The sequence below is a fragment of the Rhizobium sp. BK112 genome (assembly GCF_014193215.1).
Lineage (GTDB): Bacteria > Pseudomonadota > Alphaproteobacteria > Rhizobiales > Rhizobiaceae > Rhizobium > Rhizobium anhuiense.
In genome coordinates, this window is record NZ_JACHYZ010000004.1 from 141310 (window position 1) to 160099 (window position 18790).

General features: G+C 61.1%; 23 protein-coding genes. 9 read left to right on the plus strand and 14 right to left on the minus strand.

What is annotated here, in order from left to right:
- Window positions 1-111: 111 nt before the first annotated feature.
- A complete protein-coding gene (locus FHT75_RS13300; RefSeq protein WP_028756132.1) occupies window positions 112-852 on the minus strand; it encodes an SDR family NAD(P)-dependent oxidoreductase in 741 nt (246 codons plus the stop codon).
- 81 nt (window positions 853-933) lie between these two features.
- Between FHT75_RS13300 and FHT75_RS13305 the strand changes: the two genes are divergently transcribed.
- The 4 genes from FHT75_RS13305 (at window position 934) to FHT75_RS13320 (ending at window position 3305) form a co-directional block, all read left to right on the plus strand.
- Entirely contained in the window at window positions 934-1602 is a 669-nt protein-coding gene (locus FHT75_RS13305) for a TetR/AcrR family transcriptional regulator (RefSeq protein WP_028756131.1), read from the plus strand.
- A gap of 389 nt (window positions 1603-1991) precedes the next feature.
- A complete protein-coding gene (locus FHT75_RS13310) occupies window positions 1992-2573 on the plus strand; it encodes a TetR/AcrR family transcriptional regulator (protein ID WP_028756130.1) in 582 nt (193 codons plus the stop codon).
- Entirely contained in the window at window positions 2570-2932 is a 363-nt protein-coding gene (locus FHT75_RS13315; RefSeq protein ID WP_028756129.1) for a nuclear transport factor 2 family protein, read from the plus strand. Before FHT75_RS13310 ends, FHT75_RS13315 begins: the two co-directional genes overlap by 4 nt.
- Entirely contained in the window at window positions 2925-3305 is a 381-nt protein-coding gene (locus tag FHT75_RS13320; RefSeq protein ID WP_028756128.1) for a TfoX/Sxy family protein, read from the plus strand. Before FHT75_RS13315 ends, FHT75_RS13320 begins: the two co-directional genes overlap by 8 nt.
- 42 nt (window positions 3306-3347) lie before the next feature.
- Here FHT75_RS13320 and FHT75_RS13325 read toward each other — a convergent pair whose 3' ends face one another.
- The 3 genes from FHT75_RS13325 to FHT75_RS13335 form a co-directional block, all read right to left on the minus strand.
- On the minus strand, window positions 3348-4385 hold the full coding sequence (locus FHT75_RS13325) for a 4-hydroxyproline epimerase (protein WP_028756127.1): 1038 nt from the start codon (window positions 4383-4385) through the stop codon (window positions 3348-3350).
- A gap of 60 nt (window positions 4386-4445) precedes the next feature.
- Entirely contained in the window at window positions 4446-5696 is a 1251-nt protein-coding gene (locus tag FHT75_RS13330; protein ID WP_063474769.1) for an NAD(P)/FAD-dependent oxidoreductase, read from the minus strand.
- A gap of 79 nt (window positions 5697-5775) precedes the next feature.
- Window positions 5776-7053: an alpha/beta hydrolase gene (locus FHT75_RS13335; RefSeq protein ID WP_028755436.1), complete on the minus strand. Its 1278-nt coding sequence runs from the start codon at window positions 7051-7053 to the stop codon at window positions 5776-5778.
- 208 nt (window positions 7054-7261) lie between these two features.
- Between FHT75_RS13335 and FHT75_RS13345 the strand changes: the two genes are divergently transcribed.
- Window positions 7262-7645 carry a hypothetical protein gene (locus tag FHT75_RS13345; protein WP_028755437.1) on the plus strand — a complete coding sequence of 128 codons (384 nt, stop codon included), beginning with the start codon at window positions 7262-7264 and terminating at the stop codon, window positions 7643-7645.
- A gap of 503 nt (window positions 7646-8148) precedes the next feature.
- Here the strand turns inward: FHT75_RS13345 and FHT75_RS13350 are convergent.
- The 5 genes from FHT75_RS13350 to FHT75_RS13370 form a co-directional block, all read right to left on the minus strand.
- Complete coding sequence (locus FHT75_RS13350; protein ID WP_028755438.1) at window positions 8149-9030, minus strand: aldo/keto reductase; 882 nt, start codon at window positions 9028-9030, stop codon at window positions 8149-8151.
- 272 nt (window positions 9031-9302) lie between these two features.
- Window positions 9303-9938 carry a TetR family transcriptional regulator gene (locus FHT75_RS13355; protein ID WP_028755439.1) on the minus strand — a complete coding sequence of 212 codons (636 nt, stop codon included), beginning with the start codon at window positions 9936-9938 and terminating at the stop codon, window positions 9303-9305.
- Window positions 9939-9957: 19 nt separating this feature from the next.
- A complete protein-coding gene (locus FHT75_RS13360) occupies window positions 9958-10629 on the minus strand; it encodes a class I SAM-dependent methyltransferase (protein WP_028755440.1) in 672 nt (223 codons plus the stop codon).
- Between the two features lie 452 nt (window positions 10630-11081).
- Window positions 11082-11453, minus strand: coding sequence for a hypothetical protein (locus FHT75_RS13365; RefSeq protein ID WP_028755441.1), 372 nt, complete (start codon window positions 11451-11453; stop codon window positions 11082-11084).
- A gap of 191 nt (window positions 11454-11644) precedes the next feature.
- Complete coding sequence (locus tag FHT75_RS13370; protein ID WP_028755442.1) at window positions 11645-11965, minus strand: hypothetical protein; 321 nt, start codon at window positions 11963-11965, stop codon at window positions 11645-11647.
- Window positions 11966-12193: 228 nt separating this feature from the next.
- Here FHT75_RS13370 and FHT75_RS13375 point away from each other — a divergent pair, with 228 nt between their 5' ends.
- Window positions 12194-12895 carry a class I SAM-dependent methyltransferase gene (locus FHT75_RS13375; RefSeq protein ID WP_028755443.1) on the plus strand — a complete coding sequence of 234 codons (702 nt, stop codon included), beginning with the start codon at window positions 12194-12196 and terminating at the stop codon, window positions 12893-12895.
- A gap of 86 nt (window positions 12896-12981) precedes the next feature.
- On the opposite strand, the gene FHT75_RS13380 is transcribed toward FHT75_RS13375, so the two are convergent.
- Window positions 12982-13593 (minus strand): hypothetical protein, encoded by a 612-nt coding sequence (locus FHT75_RS13380; RefSeq protein ID WP_028755444.1) that lies wholly within the window; start codon window positions 13591-13593, stop codon window positions 12982-12984.
- Window positions 13594-13873: 280 nt separating this feature from the next.
- On the opposite strand from FHT75_RS13380, the gene FHT75_RS13385 reads away from it, so the two are divergent.
- Window positions 13874-14299 carry a hypothetical protein gene (locus FHT75_RS13385; RefSeq protein ID WP_028755445.1) on the plus strand — a complete coding sequence of 142 codons (426 nt, stop codon included), beginning with the start codon at window positions 13874-13876 and terminating at the stop codon, window positions 14297-14299.
- Window positions 14300-14534: 235 nt separating this feature from the next.
- Entirely contained in the window at window positions 14535-16019 is a 1485-nt protein-coding gene (locus FHT75_RS13390) for a hypothetical protein (protein WP_183844898.1), read from the plus strand.
- A 124-nt stretch (window positions 16020-16143) separates the two neighbouring features.
- On the opposite strand, the gene FHT75_RS13395 is transcribed toward FHT75_RS13390, so the two are convergent.
- From FHT75_RS13395 to FHT75_RS13410, 4 genes are all read right to left on the minus strand, one after another.
- Entirely contained in the window at window positions 16144-16440 is a 297-nt protein-coding gene (locus FHT75_RS13395; protein ID WP_028755447.1) for a hypothetical protein, read from the minus strand.
- A gap of 11 nt (window positions 16441-16451) precedes the next feature.
- Window positions 16452-16634, minus strand: a complete 183-nt coding sequence (locus FHT75_RS13400; protein ID WP_028755448.1) for a hypothetical protein — start codon at window positions 16632-16634, stop codon at window positions 16452-16454.
- A 64-nt stretch (window positions 16635-16698) separates the two neighbouring features.
- Complete coding sequence (locus FHT75_RS13405; RefSeq protein ID WP_028755449.1) at window positions 16699-17256, minus strand: sel1 repeat family protein; 558 nt, start codon at window positions 17254-17256, stop codon at window positions 16699-16701.
- A gap of 16 nt (window positions 17257-17272) precedes the next feature.
- A complete protein-coding gene (locus FHT75_RS13410; RefSeq protein WP_246712920.1) occupies window positions 17273-18052 on the minus strand; it encodes a hypothetical protein in 780 nt (259 codons plus the stop codon).
- A gap of 213 nt (window positions 18053-18265) precedes the next feature.
- Here FHT75_RS13410 and FHT75_RS13415 point away from each other — a divergent pair, with 213 nt between their 5' ends.
- The gene (locus tag FHT75_RS13415; protein WP_028755451.1) at window positions 18266-18787 is read left to right on the plus strand and encodes a hypothetical protein; all 522 of its coding nucleotides are present in this window, start codon (window positions 18266-18268) and stop codon (window positions 18785-18787) included.
- Window positions 18788-18790 lie beyond the last annotated feature (3 nt).

Below are 18790 nucleotides of genomic sequence, written 5' to 3' on the forward strand. Positions count from 1 at the left end.
GCATTCCGTCGTTGAATCTATGCAAGGAGCAGCGTCGCGGCGTGTCCTTCGAGGCTTCGCCCTGCGGGCTGCGCGCCGCAGGATGAAGACAATTGGAGTGCCGCGACAAGGTCAGGTGTTCAAGCCGCCGTCCACCGTGAGAATGGTTCCCGTGATGTGCCTTGCAGCCGGGCTCGCGAGGAAAGCCACAGCCGCCGCCACATCTTGCGGCTTGCCGTAACGACCAAGTGGGATCAGCGCACGCTGGAAGTCGGCGAAGTCGCCATCGGCGGGATTCATATCGGTGTCGGTCGAGCCCGGCTGGACCAGGTTTACGGTGATATCGCGAGATCCCAGTTCCCGAGCGAGGCCGCGGGTAAACGAGTGAAGCGCGGATTTTGTCATGAAGTAGACCGTACCGGTGTCACCGACGATGCGTTCGGCACCGGCCGAGCCGATCGTGATGACTCGGCCTCCCGCCTGCAGATAGGGAATGGCGGCCTGCGAAGCGAGCAAAGGCGATCGCACATTGACATCCAGCAGCGCATCGATGTGCTCGACGCTGACGTCGGCAATCGCACCGTAAAGCGCGATTGCGGCATTGTTGACGAGAATGTCGAGACCGCCAAGCGCCTGGGCGGCCTCGTCGACCGAACGCTTCACGGCCGCCGGATCGGCACTGTCGGCCTGGATGGCAAGCGCCTTGCGGCCCTTGTGCTCGATCGCCCGGACGACTTCGGCGGCGCGATCGGCCGAACGCTCATAGGTGATGGCGACATCAGCGCCTTTGTCGGCAAGCGCCAATGCGATGGCGGCGCCGATCCCACGCGAACCACCAGTGACGAGGGCACGCTTACCAGCCAGTTCTGTCATGATCTTCTCTTTCTGTAATGATCGATACATAAATAGCTAGGCGCATTGCCGCGAGGTGTCAACGGGTTTATATAATGATCGATGCAGAAATCGGATGAGAACCGGAAAGTCGATGACAGCCCTGCCCGCAGCCGCGGACGGCCGCGGGCGTTCGATCGGGAAGCAGCCCTCGCCCAGGCGACCCGTCTGTTCTGGATCAAGGGCTTCGAGGCGACCTCAATCGCCGACCTCACCGAGGCGATGGGGATCGGATCGCCGAGTCTCTACGCCGCATTCGGCTCGAAGGAGGCGCTCTATGCCGAAGCGTTGCGCCACTATCGCGAGGACAACGAGGCGCTGGTCTGGGCAGGCTTCTTTTCGGCGGGCACGGCCCGCGAAGCGGTCAAGTCGCTTCTGATGGATTCGGCCGCTGTCCTGACCGGCTGTGTCGTGGATATTCCCCGCGGCTGCATGGTGACGCTGTCTTCGGTCGGCAGTGAGGGCTATGTGGAACTCGGCGAACTCGTGCGAGCCGCCCGCACCGTGACGCTCGACCGCCTGAAGCTGCGCCTGAACCAGGCGATATCAGAAGGCGAAATTCCGGTCTCGACCGACGTCCATGCGCTCGCCCGCTTCATCCAGACCGTTCAGAACGGCATGTCGATCCTGGCCCGTGACGGAGCGAGCCGTAGCGAACTGGAGGCAGTCGCCGAGTTGGCCATGCTGGGTTGGGACACTCGAACCGCGGATGCCGAACGCGGGCAAGGCTGATCGCGTTTCAAATATCGCTGCGTGGATGCTCATGTGTCACCTTGGTCAATCGTCTCGGAAGCTTCGGGCGACCACTTCATCAGCGCTAGAGCGGTTCACCTTCTCATGGAAACGCAGAACCGCTCTAACTTTTTGTTTTTACACAATTCCGGACGGAAAACCGCTTCGCACTTTTCCCGGAATTGCTCTAGGCTGAGACGAGGCAGTCTCTTCTCACGCCAAATTTCATACGAAGTCCTGAGCCGCTCCCCGGCACATTCCAATCCCGCGGAATCGCCTGGCTCGACCGAGGTCGATCTGGCGGGATTTTCCGGAAAGTCACGGGAGGCGGTTGCTTTTGCATTCTTTATCAGCCATTCTAGAATGAGCAATAAAGAATCGGAGCGACTATGGGCCGGACGCGGGAATTCGATGAGGAGGCGGTGCTGACGGGGGCGATGCACATCTTTCGCAAGCAGGGCTATCAAGGCGCATCAATCCGGGACCTCGAGGAGGCGACGGGCCTCAAAGGCGGCAGCATCTATCACTCCTTCGGCGACAAGGCCGGCCTCTTCGACGCCGCGTTCGGACACTACCACCGGATTGTCCTGGAAGGGCGGATCGCGCGATATGCGCCGCCAGGGAGCGGACTTCAAGGCTTGCGCCAACTGTTCCTTTCACTCCTGCATGAGCCCGACGACGGCTCCCTCGGCTGCCTGATCACAAACACGGCGGTGGAATTCGGCGGTGGTGTCCAACCGCATCCCCGTGTCGAGGCCGCGCTCGGACTCCTCCGCACCACATTCGGCGCGAGGCTTACCGAGGCGTCGACCTTCGCTCGGGATGCCGATGGCGCCAAGGCGACGAGGACAGCCATCCGCCTTCTTGCCCTCTATCAGGGCCTCCTCGTGCTCATTCGCGGCGGCGAAGACAAGACCGGCCTGCGGCAGGCAATAGAAGACGAATTCAATCAACTGGAGACGCTGTCATGACACCTGAGGCGCTATGGAATCGATATGCAGCCATCTGGTCGCTGGATGCTGCCGCTCGCGAGCCGGAAATGCTGGCTTGCCTCGCTGACGATGTGACCTATTGCGATCCGAATGGAGCGATCGCGGGACGAACCGGTCTCTCGGCTTACATGGCCGGATTTCAGGAGAGCGTACCGGGAGGCCGGTTCAAGATATTGAGCGTTCTCCATCATAATGAACGTTCGCTGGCACGCTGGGCACTGCGCCGGGAAGACGACATGGTCTTGCAGACGGGCACCAGCTTCGGAGTGATTTCCGATGGCCGGCTCGGCGCGATCACCGGCTTCTTCGATCCTCTGGCGCCACAGCCGCATGAGTAGCGAGGCGACACGCAGGCTGGCGCTCGACTTTGCGGGCCAGATCGCTCCAGCCGGCTCCATCGATGTCCGACGCTTCTTCGGCGGATCCGCTCTGGTCCGAAACGGCGCGCAATTCGGATTCGTCATGAAGGGCATGTTGTATCTCCGCGTCGACGATGCGATGCGCGCGGAGTTCGAGGCCGATGGTTCCGAACCGTTCAGCTACCGAGCGGCCGGCAGAGAGGTGACGGTTCGCCGCTACTACGCAGTCCCGGCCCATGTGATCGATGATCCCGCATTGCTGCACGCGTACTCGCAGCGGGCATTGCACGCTACGCCCACGGCCGGCCACAAACTCTCCGACACGATGCTCGCTTTCAACCCATCTGGCTAATGCCGATGCCAGGCCCGGCCTTCGCGGGATCGAGCCTGAGCGTCAAATCTCTCCCGCCGAGGGTCCCCACACATCCGTCAGGGCGAAGCCGTTCGGATGCGGGTCGAAGGGGTCGAGGGCCACCTGGGTCAGGCCGAAGGTGAAGCCGCGGCCGGTGATGGTGGGGATGACGGCCGGGCGGCCAGCCACCTCGGTCACCGCCTGTAGCCCGACCTCAAATTCCGAGCCGATGATCGATTTCGAGGTGAAGGTGTCGCCGACCTTGGCTTTGCCGCGGGCATAAAGGGTGGCGAGATTGGCGGAATTGCCGGTGCCGCAGGGCGAGCGGTCGGCCCGGCCGGGCCACATGGTGGTGCAGGTGCGCACCGTGCCGTCGGCTTCGGTATCGCGGAACATGACATAGGCGACACCGGAGATTGCCGGGATCTCGGGATGGACGACCTTGATGTCGCGGTTGATCAGTTCCTTGAGGATCATGCCGGCCTGGACGAGGCCGGCGGCATTGGCCTTTTCGATCGTCAGGCCGATCTGGCCGACATCAACAAGCGCATAGAAGATGCCGCCATAGCAGATATCGGCCTTGATCCTTCCCCAATGCGGCGTGTCGACGCCGACATCGAGCTCATGCACGAAGGAGGGCACCATGGTGAGCTTGACCTTCTCGCAGCGCCCGTCGCGGCAGGTTGCCGTCGCCTTGACGAGGCCGGCGGCGGTTTCGAGCGTGACGATCGTTTCCGGCTCCTGCATCTCGACGATGCCGGATTCGAGCAGGGCGGTGGTGACGCAGATCGAATTCGAGCCGGAGCTCGCATGCGCCTGGTCGGGCTGCAGGATGACGAAGGCGGCATCCGCGTCAGGATGCCGCGCCGGCAGCAACAGATTGACCGAGCCGATCGGCGCGCCGCGCGGCTCCAGGCAGAGGAAGCGGCGAAGCTCATCGCCCTTCGGATCGGTGTTCAGCCAATGCAGCTGGGCGGCGATGGTGTCGCCCGGGATTTTCGGCACGCCGCCGATCGCCACGCGGCCGATTTCGCCCTCGGCATGGACATCCAGCAGCTGGATTGTGCGCTTCCATCTCATATCGAAAACTCCAGTTCGGACGTGACGGGTGACGCCGCCATCGACGCGGATCGTTCCAAGTTAATACCGGTCTATGCGGAACGGGGTCAAATCGACGGATGGTTTCGCCCCGGTCACCATATCGGCGATCACAAGCGCTGTCGTTGCCGAAAGGGTCAGGCCGAGATGGCCGTGGCCGGTCGCATAGAAAACACCCGGCATCTTCGAGGACGGCGAAATGATCGGGATCGTATCGGGCAGCGCCGGGCGATGACCCATCCATTCCGTCGCCTCCTCGACCTTCAGGCCGGGCAGCGCACGCTGGGCATGGCGCACCAGCACCCGGGGGCGGCGGAAATCCGGAGCCGCGTCGAGACCGGCGAGTTCGACATTGCCGCCGACCCGGATGCCGCCCGCCGTCGGCGTCACCATGAAGGCGCGATGCGGCCAGATCACCGAATAGCGCATGGAGATGCCGGGCTTCATGATCTGGGTGTGATAGCCGCGTTCGGTTTCGAGCGGGATCGGCTCGCCGAGCTTTGCGGCGAGGAAACGGGTGTGGACGCCGGCGGCAAGCACAACCGAACCGGCTTCGATGCGCCTGCCATCCTCGAGGAGAATGACTGATGTGCCATCGCCCCGGCGCTCGATATTCCTCACCCCGCCGGAAACGAAGGCAGCACCGGCGGCCAGGGCGGCGTCGGTCAGTTTGACCACCAGCCTGTAGGGATCGCGGATCGACTTATTGTCGGGGAGCAGCACGGCTTTGGCGATCGCCGGTGATAGTGCGGGTTCGTAATATTGGATGGCGCCGTTGCTCAACACCTCGAATTCGAGACCGTAGCGCTGCATCATGGCGAGATGCGCGCGATCGGCGGTAAATTCCGCCTCGGTCTCGTAGATCGCCAGGCAGCCCTCTTCGGTCATCAGCTCGGGCGCGCCGATCGCCGACAGCATTTCCTTGAAATCGCCGAGCGCCCGGTGCGACAGGCTCATGCCGGCATCCTCGATCGCTCGGAGCCGCGACGGCCGGCCGGCGGCGAGGAAGCGTAGGAACCAGGGCAGCATTTTTGCCGCATAGGAGGGCCGCAGCCAGACCGGGCCTTCCGGATCGAGCAGCCAGCCGGGGATCTTCTTCCAGGTCGAGGGGCCGGAACCGGCGGCAAAATCCAGCGCGATGCTCGCCATATTGCCGAAAGAGGTGCCGCGTCCCGGCTCGCCCTTGTCGATCAGCGTCACCTGCAAACCACGCCGCTGCAGCTCGAAGGCGATCGAGGCGCCGATCACGCCCGCGCCGACGACAACCACGCTCTTCTTCGTCTCATCCGCCATGAATCAACCCATCGCACGGCAGACAGGATTGCCGTCGCGACTCTGATATATCAGATCTTCGATGATGCCTATGGAATTTTTACTGGCTTTCGGGGAGACCGGCACCGACGCTGTCGCCGACCGAACCGACGGTATTGTTCATCGACTGGCCGAGACGTTTCAGCTGGGCGTCGTAGTTGCGCCGGGTGCGCGGGTCGAAGATGGCGATCGGCGTGCTGACGGCGACGCTGACGGCACTTCCGGCGGTCTGGGCAGCGCCCATCGCCACCGCGCCGACGGCTTCGCCGAGCCCGACATTGGAATCGGTGATCGTCTGGCCGGCAATCAGCCGGTCGCCGATCAGCTTCACCACTTCGGGGCTTTCGGCGAACTTGCCGTGGTTCAGCCGGTCGCCGCCCTTGAGCTTGGTGAGATCGAGCACGGTGATGCCGGCCGCCTCGAGCTTGCTGCGATAGGGCTCGGCGGAGGGATCGATCTGGCCGAGGCGATCGACATTGCCGGAGATGCGCCGCGACAGCGCCAGAGCCCTGTCGTCCTGCGAGACGAAGATGGTGAAGTGCGGCTTGTCCTTGCCGAGGCTTGCGAACTGGCGGCCGAAGACGTCGACATCGAGATCGGGCGAAGCGAGGATGACATTGTTGATCTTCGAAGCGACGTGACCGTTGCGGATCGCCATCTGCCGCAGCGCCTCGACGGTGAGCCACGTGCCCATCGAATGGGCCATGATGGTGACGTCGCTGACAGCGGGATTGGCGGCGGTGCGGGTCAGCAGCTCCTCCAGCGCGTCGCGGGAATAATTGGTGCTTTCCTTGTCGTAATTATAATCGAAGATGCTGGCGCGTGACGGCCAGGTGAAGACGACCGGCGCGACGTCGGCATGCGAATCATGGACGATCTGTGCGAAGCGGTAGACGGCGTCCTCATAACGATTGTTGAAGCCGTGGACGAAGACCAGCACCCGCCGGCTCTTCGGCATGTGGCTCTTCAGCCAGGTCTCGCCTGCCCGCTCGCCTTCCAGCGGATCGACGGAAACGGTGACGAAATCGCGCAGCGGATCGGCCGGCAGCCGATTTGGCCATTGCACCTGGCCGACCTTGCGATTGGCGTCCGGCGGAATGGAGACGTCGACGGCATTGACGGCGAGCCCGGTGCCGCGTTCGCCGGAGAACAGCACGGCGGGATTGTCATCGGCAGCCCGCGTCGTCGCGACGAGCAGATCGACCTTCGAGGTGCCCGGCGGCACGCTGCCGGCCGCCTGCATGACACCGACCGGCCTGCCGCCGCAGCCGGAAAGCGCCATGATTGCCACCAGAAGACCTGTCAGAGCCGCACGCGAGCCGCGCCTTTTGCCGATCATGACCAAACTCCAATCGGTTCACGCACCGGACAGGCGGCGCCCGTTCAAATAGTCCGACGAGGCTTGCCGAGTCAAACCGCGCGGGCTGGAAGCCTTTTGTTTGCGCAATCCCGGACCCGGACCGCGGCGCAGTTTTGCGGGATTGCTCTTGAACTTTCTGCCGTCCACGGCGTTTTTCCCGATCGCATTCAATCGATGGATCACGGTGATGAAATTGCTCGGGATCACATGCTTATCGACGTTGGTGCTGATGCCGTCTCTCGGCTCGACCGAGACGCTCGGCGAGGCCGAGATCCGCCGCGATATCATCGGCAGGACGGTCTACCTCTCCACCCCGCTCGGCGGCGAACTGCCGCTGATCTTCCGCTCCTCCGGCAAGGTCGACGGCAACGGCAAGGCGATCGGTCTCGGCCGCTATTTCAAGCCCAGCGATAGCGGCAGATGGTGGATCGACGCCAACCGCCTCTGCCAGAAATTCCAGAGCTGGAACAAGGGCAGGCCGATGTGCTTCGCACTCGAACGCACTGGCGCCAACAAGGTCAAATGGACCCGGGATAACGGCAGGACCGGCGTGGCACGGATCGGCAATTGATCGATTTCGATGGGGAAACGAAAAAAGCCCGACGCGGGAGGAGGTGCGCCGGGCTCTTGATCCTGACTGACAACTGGGAGGAGGAGTGTTGTCAGTCCGATGTAAGAGCGCTGGGAGGAGGAGTGCGCTGCTTACGAAGATAGTAATACCCAATTCTTTTGATCGGGAATAGCGAAAATACCGCAATGCAGCAATGCAATCAGCGCATGGCTTGCCTCTAAAATAACAGGCCAACGCCTCATTTTACGGCATGTTTGACCATGTGGTCAAAATTCTGCCGAAAATTGCGGCCTGGGAGATCGGCGAGGCTGGACCCTCATCCGCCTGCCGGCACCGACCGGGTTCGAGCCACTGGTCTCGACCCGTCCTTCGGACCTCCGCAAACGGGGCGAAGGGGATATGCCGCGCCCTCTCCATTCCCACCTCGGCTCTCGCATGGCAGGTCCCCTCGCCCCGTTTTTACGGGGAGAGGGTTACGGTGAGGGGCAGCCACCGGGTGCAAATCAAGCCGCCTTGAACACCCTCCGACCCTCGGCATCGAGAGCCGCGAATTCCTCGTCCGACAGCGTGATATCAACCGCCGCAACGTTTTCCTCGAGATGCTTGACCTTTGAGGTGCCGGGGATCGGCAGCATGACCGGGCTGCGCTTCAGCACCCAGGCGAGCGCGATCTGGCTGGGGGCGGCATTGTGCTTTCTGGCGATCGTATCGAGCAGCGAACCCGGCTTGGCGAGATCGCCGGCGGCGAGCGGATACCACGGGATGAAACCGATATTGTGCTTGGCGCAATAATCGAGCACGTCCTCGCTGGTGCGGTCGACGAGATTGTAGCGGTTCTGGACGGTCGCGACCTTGAAGTGCTTCGACGCCGCTTCGATGTCGGCAACCGACACTTCGCTCAGCCCCGCATGGCGGATGAGGCCGGCATCGAGCAGCGATTTGATCGCGTCGAACTGTTCCTTGGCCGGCACTTTCGGATCGATGCGGTGCAACTGCCAGAGATCGATCTGCTCGACACCGAGATTACGCAGGCTCTTATGCGCCTGCTGGATCAGATATTCCGGACGTCCGACGGGCAGCCAGATGTTCGGGCCGTGGCGGGTGAGCCCGCCCTTGGTGGCGACGACGGACTTGGCGGCATAGGGATGCAGTGCCTCCTTGATCAGCCATTCGGAAATATCGGGGCCGTAGGAATCGGCCGTATCGATGAAGTTGACGCCAAGCTCCGGCAGCCGCTTCAGCGTGCGGATAGATTCGGCATGATCGGCGGGCTCGCCCCAGATTCCGTCACCGGTCACGCGCATGGCGCCGTATCCGAGACGGTTGACCTCGATCTCGCCGCCGATCTTGAAGGTGCCTGACTTGGCTGCGTTGTAACTGGACATGGTCTTTCCTCTCTTGGGTCAATAGATCACTGAAAGTCGATGAAACGGTCGGAGATGCCTGGGCTTTTGGGATGCCTTCGAGCGCGAATGCGCCCTGATCGAAAGGAATGCCGGCATGGTGATGACCCGCCCATCGAGATGATGAATGAGAATGTGGTCGCTGCGACGCTTGCACATATAGGATGGCACTGCAGGGATAACAGTGACGGCGATGAAAACATTGCCGTCGGACGGACGCGCAGCGCGTACAGGCGACTGCGAGGCGCCCTACGTCAAAGCCTGGTCTTCGCCTGGTCGCCGAACTCCGCCAGCATTTTCCAAAGCTCGGCGAAGATCTCATGCGCGAAATCCTGCGGCGAGGCGCCTGCCGGGCGCTGCTGCCAGAGTTCGCCGCCGACGCGCAGCGCGCCGATGACGATTGCCGCCAGGACGCGCATCCGCGACCGCTGCTCCGAGTCATTTCCCCTGCGCAGCAGCAGCGCCTCGGCGAGCTTCTGTTCGAGCTTGGCGTATTTCAGCTGGTCGCGGGCTTTCAGCGCCGGCGTGCAACGGATGAGTTCGCCGAGCGCCAGGCCACGCTCGTCGACGGAAGCGATGACGGTTGTGGTGATCGCGGCCTCGACCGCCTCGACGGAGGATTCCTCTACAGGCCTTGCGGCGATTTCCGCCATCAGCCGATCGGCAAAGCTATCCTGCCAGGCGAAAACCACCTCTTCCTTGGAGGGGAAATAGTCGAAGAAACTGCGCTTGGAGACATCAGCCGCCTCGGTGATGTCTTCGATCGTCGTGGCGTCGAAGCCGCGCTGGAGAAAGAGGGCCATCGCCGCGTTTTCGATGCGCTCGCGCGTCTGCCGCCGCTTGCGTACCCGCCGGCCCTCCCCCGTCTCCGTCCGCTTGCTCTCAGCCATTCCTGCCCGGCATCACAATTCAGCCGCCGGTTTCGTTGGAAAAAGCGGCGACATCGTCGATTTCGGTCTCGCTGTTGCGATAGTTGAAGCGCTCGCGCGATAGTTCCAGCGGCTTACGGCGCGAAATCCTGTAAACGGAGGCCGGCGGCAGGTTGCGGACCGTGCCGCCGATGCGCACCGCCTTCAGGCCGAGACGGTCGAGGATCGGCCGCGGCACCGGGCAGCGCGGACCGTAGGTAAATTGATAGACCGCCCCGCCCGGCCGCATATAGGCGAAGGCGCCCGCCATGATCGAGGCGATCTTGCGCGGCGACATGGAGAGCAGCGGCAGGCCGCTGACGACAGCGCCAACCGGTTCGCCGTCGAAAATATCGGCATGAGCGAGCTGGGCCGCGTCCATCTGCAACACACGCGCCGTGGGGAAACGCGCCTGCAGAGAGTTTATGAACTCCGGACCGTATTCAATCAGCGTCAGATCCGCCTCACTGACGCCGCGCGCCAAAAGCGCGCGGGTGAAGACGCCGGTGCCCGGGCCGAGCTCGATGATCGGCCCGTCAAGTGCGGCAATTTCACTGGTCATGATCCTGGCCAGCGAATCGCCCGACGGCGCGATGGCCGCGACGCGAAGCGGGTTGCTGATCCATGAGCGGAAAAAATGCAGGAAATCGGAGCATGCGGCCTTTGCGGTCATGACTATCCCACCTGTCTGAAATTCGATTGATTATGAAAAGCGACCATCGCGGCGAGCATGGCAATTCCAAGGCAGACAGGTCAATCGCTCTTCGATGCGGCTTATTGCAGCGCCAGCATCCAATATTGTTTGATTCTGTACTTATTGCATTTTTGCATTTGATGCAAGGTATGGGCGTGACCGTTGCGGAAGGCCATGTCGTGGGCTGGGGTCCCGCCCCTCATCCGCCTGCCGGCGCCGACCGGGGTCGAGCCACGGGTCTCGACCCGTCCTTCGGACCCCCGCAAACGGGGCGAAGGGACCATGCCGCGACCTCTCCGTTCCCACTAACCTTTCGCGGGGCACGTCCCCTCGCCCCGCGAGCGGCGACGCCGAAACAGAGGTCACGGATATGTGAGCGGCACGCCGAGCAAGAAAAAGGCGGCTCGTCGCCGCCTCTTTCCTGTGCCGGCTCAATAGCCGTTATCACACGGCATGCTGCCGGGGCCGATCGATCCAGAAAACGTAGGGTTGCACATTTCCGGTGCTGCCGGCCTGTTCACCGGCTCGCGGATAATGGAGCCCGTGGTGCCGGCTTCGACGCCGAAGGCGGCCAGCGGATACCAATAGCCATCGGAATGGCGGCGGGTGCCGGGGCGTTCGGTGCGGAAGCCCTGATAACCATGCCAGGATCCGGCATGTGGTTTATATTGCACCGTTTTTACCTCCGAAATACCGGGCGGGAAAGCCGTCTGGACGGGAGCCGCCTGCACTGATGCAATCGAGGCGATGGCGAGAAGGGTGGCGAGCGCGGCGGTGGAAGGGGCAAGTCTGAGCATTTTCATGATAAACCCTCCTTACTGGATTTATCTCGGGAGAATGCCTTCCCCACCGGCGGAGTTCCGTGGCTCACATGCAATTCCAAAACTCGTGATTGCAGGCGATCCGGCGTGACTAAATCGCCGAAAAACGTGAAAAGTCGCGATCAGAAGAGGAGCTCAAAGAGCAGCCGGGCTGCACCGTGAATTCTCTGTTCTCAATTCGCGTATAATGTCCGGTAGCCCTGGCCGGAGAGGCAGGCGACATATTGACGATGGGCGGCGGCGCGCGCCGTGGTTTCCGCCTCAAGTTCATCGGCCCCGGCATAACCGGTCAGCTGGGCGCGCAGCTGATACTGCTTCCGCGCCTCGTCATACATGGCGTTGCCGTCGGTCATGCAAATGCCGTGCGCAACAGAAGGCGGGTTGACCGGCACGCCGACTGCCAGGAGCACGGGATCATTGGCATGGTCGACACAGCCGGCAAGCGCCGTCATCATCGCCAGGGCAGCCAGAGCCCGAAAAATTCCCACCATCATGCATTCCTCCGGCCGAAGCGCCTCTGAGATCATCAGAGCTGCGGATACATCAGGAAGGTTGCGCGAAACTAGGCAAATCACCCTTTCAGACAAAAGCCGCCGCTTGTCTATTTCGGGCATGCGGGCCAAGAATGGCGGGCGCCCCGAATATGTTTAAAATATTGCTAAATTATTACATTGATGCTTACTTACAATAGTAGACACTAATCTCTCCGGGGGAGGAAGATTATGGCTTCGCCGTGGGTAAACGACGCACTGTCACATGCACAATCAGCGTTTTCCAGCAAGATCAACACGGATATCCTTGAGGTTGGGGGCGGCTCTCGCACGCATATCCCACTAAAAGGCGCGCGATATACGGTCCTGGACATCTCCAAGGAGCAGCTCGAGAAGAACAAGGACGCCGCGGAAAGGATCCTCGGCGATGCTCAAACCATCGACTATGGAGATCGCCGCTTCGACGCCTGCGTGTTCTGGGACGTTCTCGAGCATTTGGAAAACCCGCGCTCCGCCTTGTTGAGAGCCCATGATACCTTGTCTCCCGGCGGTCTGGTGTTCGTCAAAGGTCCGATCCTCAGTTCCGCCAAGGGGATCTTCACCGACCTCACACCCTGGTGGAGCCATGTCCTGTTCTATCGCTACGTGCTGCGGCAGAAAAACGCGGGGAAGCCGGGCTATGCGCCGTTTCGCGTCGAGCACGCCGCCGAGGCATCCCATTCGGAGATTGCCCAGACATTGAAGGAACTCGGCATGGATATCGTCTTCGTCGGCGAATATGTGTCGACCCAGGTGCATGCGCTCAAGGACAGAATTCCCCCGCTTTATTGGCTCTATGAGGCTTTCGGCCTTCTGCTGCGCGCAGTTTCGGCCGGAAGGATCGGGGGACGGGAGACGGAGTTCCTGATCGTCGCCAAGTGCCTTCGACAGTAACTCCCCACCAAAATCTATATAGCACTGCGGAATCCCGAAATTGGCTGCGCTATTGAAATCATTCCATATTTCCTGATGCCGACAGCTCACGAAGCGCGGCGAATTTCGGAATCCCGAAGCGGGGGAATTTCGGAATCCCGAAGCGGGGGAATTTCGGGATCCCGAAGTGGCGTTTTTTTCTTCCTGCCGACGCGACCGCGTTTGTCAGCGGCAATCTTGCGGTCGGTCTCGGACCATTTCCGGCATCTTTCGGCCGTGCACCGCTTCCACTCGTCTGTGGGCGGCGCGCCTTCATGATCACCGACAAAGGTGAGCGTGAACCGGTTGGGATGCGCGACCCCGCTGCCCGCCCGGCCGCGGCGAACTTTTATCAGCCCCTTATATTCGAGCTCGTCGAGCGCATCGGCCACATATTCGCCGGTCACGCCGTAGGAAACGAACTGCGGATGCGTCACGACAAGCTTGCCGTTTTCCAAGGCGGCGTGCGACGTGTGCTCGATGACGATGCGGAAGAAGGCGCGGCAGGCATTCGCACTCAGTGTCGTGAAGGCCGCAGATTCCAGCAACTGAATGGTGAACCATTGCCAGCGAAGGCACCCGTTATCCGTGCCGCTTGGCGGAGCAGTATGCTTGCGCACCATCGCCCGCGTCTTTCCCTGACTGGTTCGGCTTTTGTCGCGAGGGTTGAATTTGACCATCAGCCCCTCGCCCGCGTTGCCGGTCGATCCTTCGGCAATCTACTCACCCTGCGAGACCGGGAATTCTGTTCATAAAGCGGGCGACGGCCCAGGCTCGTCCCGGCGACCAACTCGCCGATAAGGAAAAATTTGCTCGACATCCGGCATTCCATGGTTGCAATCACGGCAACCTAGCGCAAGAACGATCCATGAACTAGGAAAATATTCTTAGTTTCGGTCTTACATCGTTCGGTTGCGTCTGCTAGGATCAGGGCGCTGAATCTCGAAGGGTAGGAGCGCGATGCGAATGATCGGCATGGGAAAAAAGAGCGTGGTGGTTTGCGGCAAGCGATTGCTGGTCTTGTTTTCGATCTTGCTGGCAAGCGCCGTCCAGGCCTTTCCCTGCGATCAGCCGGTCGTGATCTCGAATTGGTCGTTCTGTGCGACCGGCAATGTGAGCGCTGAGGGCGGCGCCGCTGATTGGAAAATCGTTCCCGCATGGACTCACCAGGACGCCATAAGCGCGTATTTCGGAAACGATCCACGGCTCCTGGCAAACCACGGGCTTTGCAACGCCAAATTCCGTCGCGTCGTCCTCTGCCAGCCGGGATGGCAAACGGGCAACCCGGATGAGTGCTCATACCTGGTTTGCAGCGGCTATTACTCATCCTTGTTCGGGAACGAAGAAAGGGAAGCCTATATGAAAGACCATCCGGACGAGCAATAGTTTTTCGATTCGCTGTCTTGGGGGCCTTTCGCTTCGCTGTCTTGGGGCAGAGACTGGAACGGCCGATGAGAAGTACTTGACCTTCTCCCGATCTCGATCTTGAAAACCTCAAGCAGTTTCGCGCAGGACGATTATCGCAGCCTCGGCACTACCCGTCCTCTTCATCAGCAAATATGCTCGCGGTCGGCGGCCGAACGGCGCCCCACAACCTTTAATGTTCAGAGGCCCTGCCCGCATGACATCACTGCATTGGAAGAGATTTGCCTGGTTTTGCCTGTGCCTCACACTCTCCCATCCGGCCTGGTCCGCCGGCGGCATCGAGATCCCGGGCTACGCGCCGGCGACGGGCGTCGAGCGCAGCTACCGCGTTCAAAAAGCGACTGAGACCGATATGTCGTTCTGGTTCGACAAGCCAGGCGCCTCGGCCATGACGATGCGCGGCGCGTTTCGCCAGCGTATGACGGTGCTGTCGCGGGATGAAGACGGCATGCGGGTCCGCTGGTCCCTCAGCGCCGATTTGCCGGCAGGCACCGCTGGCCTTGCCGATAGCTATCAGATGAACCTGCTCTATCGGAATTCTCTGACAGCCTATGGCACCGCCACGCTCGAATTCGAAACCGACCTGAACGGCAACCCGCGCACTCTCTCCGATGCCGATCAGATCGTGGCGCATATGCGGGAGATGGCTGCTGGCGGCGCTCCCTCAGCCGGCGCCTCCGCGGCGCGGGAAAGCGGGGTCTATGACATTATCGCCAAGCTGGAGGCGAACCCTCTGCAGATCGTTGCCGCCCTGGCGCCGGAAGCGCAACTGCTTGCCACAGGGCAATCCTACCAGGCGGAGACGATGGAAATGGGACAGGCCTCGGTGGCATCCCGAGACGAGGACTATGGCGGCGTCAATGTCCCGGTGACCTCGACCTGGACCCTGAAATCGACCGACGCAACCGCAGGCACGGCAACCCTTTCGCTGTCGGAGGAAGCCGATGCCGCAGCGTTCAGCCAGTCGCAGCAGCCGGTGATCGCAAATTTGATGAGCAGCTTTGCCGAGCGGGCAAAGAGCCTGACGGCCGATCAGCTGGCTTCCGTCAAACGCGCCAGCAAGAACCGAAGCGTCGAACTCGTGGTGTCCCTGAACGATGGCTCGACGCTCGAAGCGTCGGAGATCGTGACCGTTACCACGGGAGACGCAACGTTTCGCACATACACCCATATCCAACGCGAGGACATGCCGGCCAAGCTGCCGCTGCCTGCCGTGCTGACGGCAAAAGACTTGCAGACGCCTGATTTGGGCATCGAGCCGCTGCCATCGGCCAAGACCGGGCCGGGCATCCTGGATGAGCTTTCGACACCTCCTGCGCCGCCAACGGCATCACAAGATACGGCCGCTGCCGCAGATGATGACGGGGCCAAGGCAATCGCACCTGTCTCGCTTGCGGTGAAGAGTGCGGAGGTAGCTCTGTCCCCCGTGTCCTACGACCACGGACTGAATATCATGCTCACCCCGGAAAGCGCTGCCGCATTCCGCGATTTCACCCAGGCGGCATTGGGGCGACAAACGCAGATGCTGATCAACGACAATGTCGTCATGGAACCCTGGATGAGGGAGCCGATCATGGATGGCCGCATTGTTCTGTCGGGAACGGATCGGAAAGATTTGGAAGCGCTGGCGGAACAGCTGAAGGTTCCCGGCGCCAAGATTGTCGTCCGGCTACGCCCATGAAGGCGCCACCTGTGCAGTCTGCCTTCCCGGCGGCATCATCGGCCGCGCCCTGGTCAGCTGCCCCTCACTTCAGCCGCCGGGTCAATCGCCGATGGCAAAATGAACGGGGGAACGACGCGGGGCTTCAATCCTTTGCTTCGGGGATCAGACGTATCAAAGTTCCATCCCTCGCCGCAGCGCTGATTGCCGTTGCGATCTGCCGGAGCGGTCCATCGGCGACGAGCATATCTGGCGCAGGGTGTTTTCCCGGACCCGGATCGACAAAGGCTGAACACCGGTGATCCGAGTCGAGCATCGCCATGAACGATGTCGCGACGATTGCTTCGCCGCAGGCGGCGCATCGAAGAATGTACGAACCGCCATGGACGATCGATTCGGTTTCATCCAATCCGCAGGACGGGCAGGCCAACATATTGTTCATTGCGGGTGAGACTATGAGGCTGCGGCTAGAATGATGGCGATCGCGAGTAGCAAAGGACCCATCCACTTGAAGTGACGAACCACCGGCAGCCGGCTGGCCGGATTGCCGGGAAAGGGCAGATAACCAAAGCCGACGGACGCCATCCACAAGCCGGCGCAAAACATGATGATTTCATCGATATAGGCTGCGATCATGGGTTCTCCTGTCTTCGAAAGACGTCACTACAATCTCTCTCTCCGCAGTTTTGTGCGACATGCTTTAGCGGAGCCGTTCATCATAGGAATCGGCACGGGCCAGACGGAACAGATCGGGATAGAGACCCAACCATAGAAACACACCCTGGCGTCGTGTGCCAAAACGCTTGTGCCCTTTCATCATTCGAAAAGCCACATCACGTTTCGCGAACAGGTGGCCGCTATTGGCTGCAGCCAACAGAATGTCATCGGCTTCGTCGGCATGCCGCGCCAAATGGGGATGCGCCTCGATCGTCCTGTATTGCCAATAGAGCGACGATATCGGGTGATGCCGGTCTCTCCGGAACCATTCCAGCGCGAGTTCGGCGCGTCCAGCGTCGAAATGGTTGAGCCCAAGAGGATGAGCAGCGGACTCGTTTCCACCGTCATAGGCCAGCTGGTAGTGGTGAAGCGATTGATCTTTATCCTTTCGAACAGCATGGCCATACCAATACATCCAACCCAACACTCCATGAGCCCAGGCAGATCCGGCATTTGCCGCCTCCTCCAGCAGAGGCAAGGCTTCCTTATAACGCTTCTGTTTGTACAATTGCTGGGCCAGTTCCTCATTAGACGCAGTCATGCCAGCATTGCTCCGATCAATTGGACAGCCTCTCTGACCTCAGGGCCGTGACGCATGTCGAGCCGATCCGCCAGCCTCCGCCCCAATTTCCGCCACCGGTCGCAATGGGTGTCATAGCCGGTTCCCGAAACCAGCCACGCTCCGCTTGCATCCATGCCGGGGGATCTGCGGCGCCTGGCGGCCTCTTCGGCGACCATGATCCACTCGCAGAGACCGAGAAGCGCTGCGTCGTTCCATTGGTGCGGACGGCCAAGCGCGAACCACAGCATGGCCAGCCGAAGAAGGGGATCTCTCCCGCTTCATGTTCCGGCAGGCGCGGAATCAGCCAGAATAACAGCGACAGAACGTCATCCTCGACATCCAAGCCGAGGGCTTCCAGGCTGCCGATCAAGTTTATGAGTGTCTGGTTGCCGCCATAAGAAGCACCCGCGTTGCGCGGGTCGCCATAGGAGACGAGCAGAACCGTGCACGCAAACGCGCATTGCCTGGATAGGTTCGCCACCATGCCGGGACCCTGCTGCCCGGGTTCAGACCACCGGGTCAGTTCCAGAACCTCGCGGGGATGCCATTGCAATGGCGACGGCAATTCGCACAGCCGGGCGATATCGACGAGCCGGGCGAGATGTTCTTCGCTGTCATTGCCGTAGTCGGCGCGCGCAATGCTCTGCAGATCGGCGTCATCCAGCAGGCCGGCCGTGGCCTTGAGAAGAGAGTTTGGATTGCCTGATGAAATCGATGACACACTGCCGGCGAGGCTCTGAAATTCGACGACGTGCTCCTGCATTCGTGACGTCATTTACATTTTCGCCCTACCAAACTGTCCGGACTCCGAGCCGGGCAAGCCGAATTGTCCGTTCGCCATCGACAGCGCCCTTTCGCTCAACATTTGGCAGCCCTTCAGAAAATGTCGAGGGGCTAAACTTAAGGTAGCACAATTGCTTCGAATCCCCTAAGCATCCCGATGCATTACAACGAATGCTAACCGCCATAGCGCTCTCAGGAATATTCCATGCCCAACGCTCAATTCATTCGCTCCGCCGCCTTCTCTGTGTGCGTCGCTTTTGCGGCATTTCAGGCCGGACAGGTTCTGGCCGAGTCGGCCAATGACAAGTTCTTTGACGCAGCCCTTTGCAAGCCACCCTATACGATGACATCGGCAATGAAGATCTATGACGTCGTGGAGGCTTTGGCCAAACCAGACACGTCGTCTCTGGGTGCGGCGATCTACAAACTCCCGAACCAAATCGGCCGCGACGGCTTCAAATCGAACGAGGTTTTCTTTGCAAGCAACGCGGTTGGAATTTTGGTCGAAGGCGAACGCGCCGACGATCTGGCCGCAAAATACGGCTTGAAGCGGGAGACCTCGGACCTGCTGGGTGCATCTACCAAGGGCTATTCGCGCGAACTGCCGGCAGATCTGCAGCCGGAACCGGGAATGGCCGGACCCGGAAAGGTCTCCATCGTTGCCCGCCAAGGCAATGCCCTGCCAGGCAAAACCTTGCTGGCGTGTGAATTCGTTCAGGAATTCTAGGCG

What these genes read in the sequence shown, in the direction of transcription:
- FHT75_RS13355 (WP_028755439.1), bottom strand. Translation starts at nt 9,938, where the DNA reads ATGGCTGAGAGCAAGCGGACGGAGACGGGGGAGGGCCGGCGGGTACGC.
- FHT75_RS13335 (WP_028755436.1), bottom strand. Translation starts at nt 7,053, where the DNA reads ATGATCGGCAAAAGGCGCGGCTCGCGTGCGGCTCTGACAGGTCTTCTG.
- FHT75_RS13410 (WP_246712920.1), bottom strand. Translation starts at nt 18,052, where the DNA reads ATGACGTCACGAATGCAGGAGCACGTCGTCGAATTTCAGAGCCTCGCC.
- FHT75_RS13325 (WP_028756127.1), bottom strand. Translation starts at nt 4,385, where the DNA reads ATGAGATGGAAGCGCACAATCCAGCTGCTGGATGTCCATGCCGAGGGC.
- FHT75_RS13330 (WP_063474769.1), bottom strand. Translation starts at nt 5,696, where the DNA reads ATGGCGGATGAGACGAAGAAGAGCGTGGTTGTCGTCGGCGCGGGCGTG.
- FHT75_RS13385 (WP_028755445.1), top strand. Translation starts at nt 13,874, where the DNA reads ATGCGAATGATCGGCATGGGAAAAAAGAGCGTGGTGGTTTGCGGCAAG.
- FHT75_RS13305 (WP_028756131.1), top strand. Translation starts at nt 934, where the DNA reads ATGCAGAAATCGGATGAGAACCGGAAAGTCGATGACAGCCCTGCCCGC.
- FHT75_RS13320 (WP_028756128.1), top strand. Translation starts at nt 2,925, where the DNA reads ATGAGTAGCGAGGCGACACGCAGGCTGGCGCTCGACTTTGCGGGCCAG.
- FHT75_RS13360 (WP_028755440.1), bottom strand. Translation starts at nt 10,629, where the DNA reads ATGACCGCAAAGGCCGCATGCTCCGATTTCCTGCATTTTTTCCGCTCA.
- FHT75_RS13315 (WP_028756129.1), top strand. Translation starts at nt 2,570, where the DNA reads ATGACACCTGAGGCGCTATGGAATCGATATGCAGCCATCTGGTCGCTG.
- FHT75_RS13310 (WP_028756130.1), top strand. Translation starts at nt 1,992, where the DNA reads ATGGGCCGGACGCGGGAATTCGATGAGGAGGCGGTGCTGACGGGGGCG.
- FHT75_RS13380 (WP_028755444.1), bottom strand. Translation starts at nt 13,593, where the DNA reads ATGGTCAAATTCAACCCTCGCGACAAAAGCCGAACCAGTCAGGGAAAG.
- FHT75_RS13400 (WP_028755448.1), bottom strand. Translation starts at nt 16,634, where the DNA reads ATGATCGCAGCCTATATCGATGAAATCATCATGTTTTGCGCCGGCTTG.
- FHT75_RS13365 (WP_028755441.1), bottom strand. Translation starts at nt 11,453, where the DNA reads ATGAAAATGCTCAGACTTGCCCCTTCCACCGCCGCGCTCGCCACCCTT.
- FHT75_RS13370 (WP_028755442.1), bottom strand. Translation starts at nt 11,965, where the DNA reads ATGATGGTGGGAATTTTTCGGGCTCTGGCTGCCCTGGCGATGATGACG.
- FHT75_RS13415 (WP_028755451.1), top strand. Translation starts at nt 18,266, where the DNA reads ATGCCCAACGCTCAATTCATTCGCTCCGCCGCCTTCTCTGTGTGCGTC.
- FHT75_RS13405 (WP_028755449.1), bottom strand. Translation starts at nt 17,256, where the DNA reads ATGACTGCGTCTAATGAGGAACTGGCCCAGCAATTGTACAAACAGAAG.
- FHT75_RS13390 (WP_183844898.1), top strand. Translation starts at nt 14,535, where the DNA reads ATGACATCACTGCATTGGAAGAGATTTGCCTGGTTTTGCCTGTGCCTC.
- FHT75_RS13345 (WP_028755437.1), top strand. Translation starts at nt 7,262, where the DNA reads ATGAAATTGCTCGGGATCACATGCTTATCGACGTTGGTGCTGATGCCG.
- FHT75_RS13350 (WP_028755438.1), bottom strand. Translation starts at nt 9,030, where the DNA reads ATGTCCAGTTACAACGCAGCCAAGTCAGGCACCTTCAAGATCGGCGGC.
- FHT75_RS13395 (WP_028755447.1), bottom strand. Translation starts at nt 16,440, where the DNA reads ATGAACAATATGTTGGCCTGCCCGTCCTGCGGATTGGATGAAACCGAA.
- FHT75_RS13375 (WP_028755443.1), top strand. Translation starts at nt 12,194, where the DNA reads ATGGCTTCGCCGTGGGTAAACGACGCACTGTCACATGCACAATCAGCG.
- FHT75_RS13300 (WP_028756132.1), bottom strand. Translation starts at nt 852, where the DNA reads ATGACAGAACTGGCTGGTAAGCGTGCCCTCGTCACTGGTGGTTCGCGT.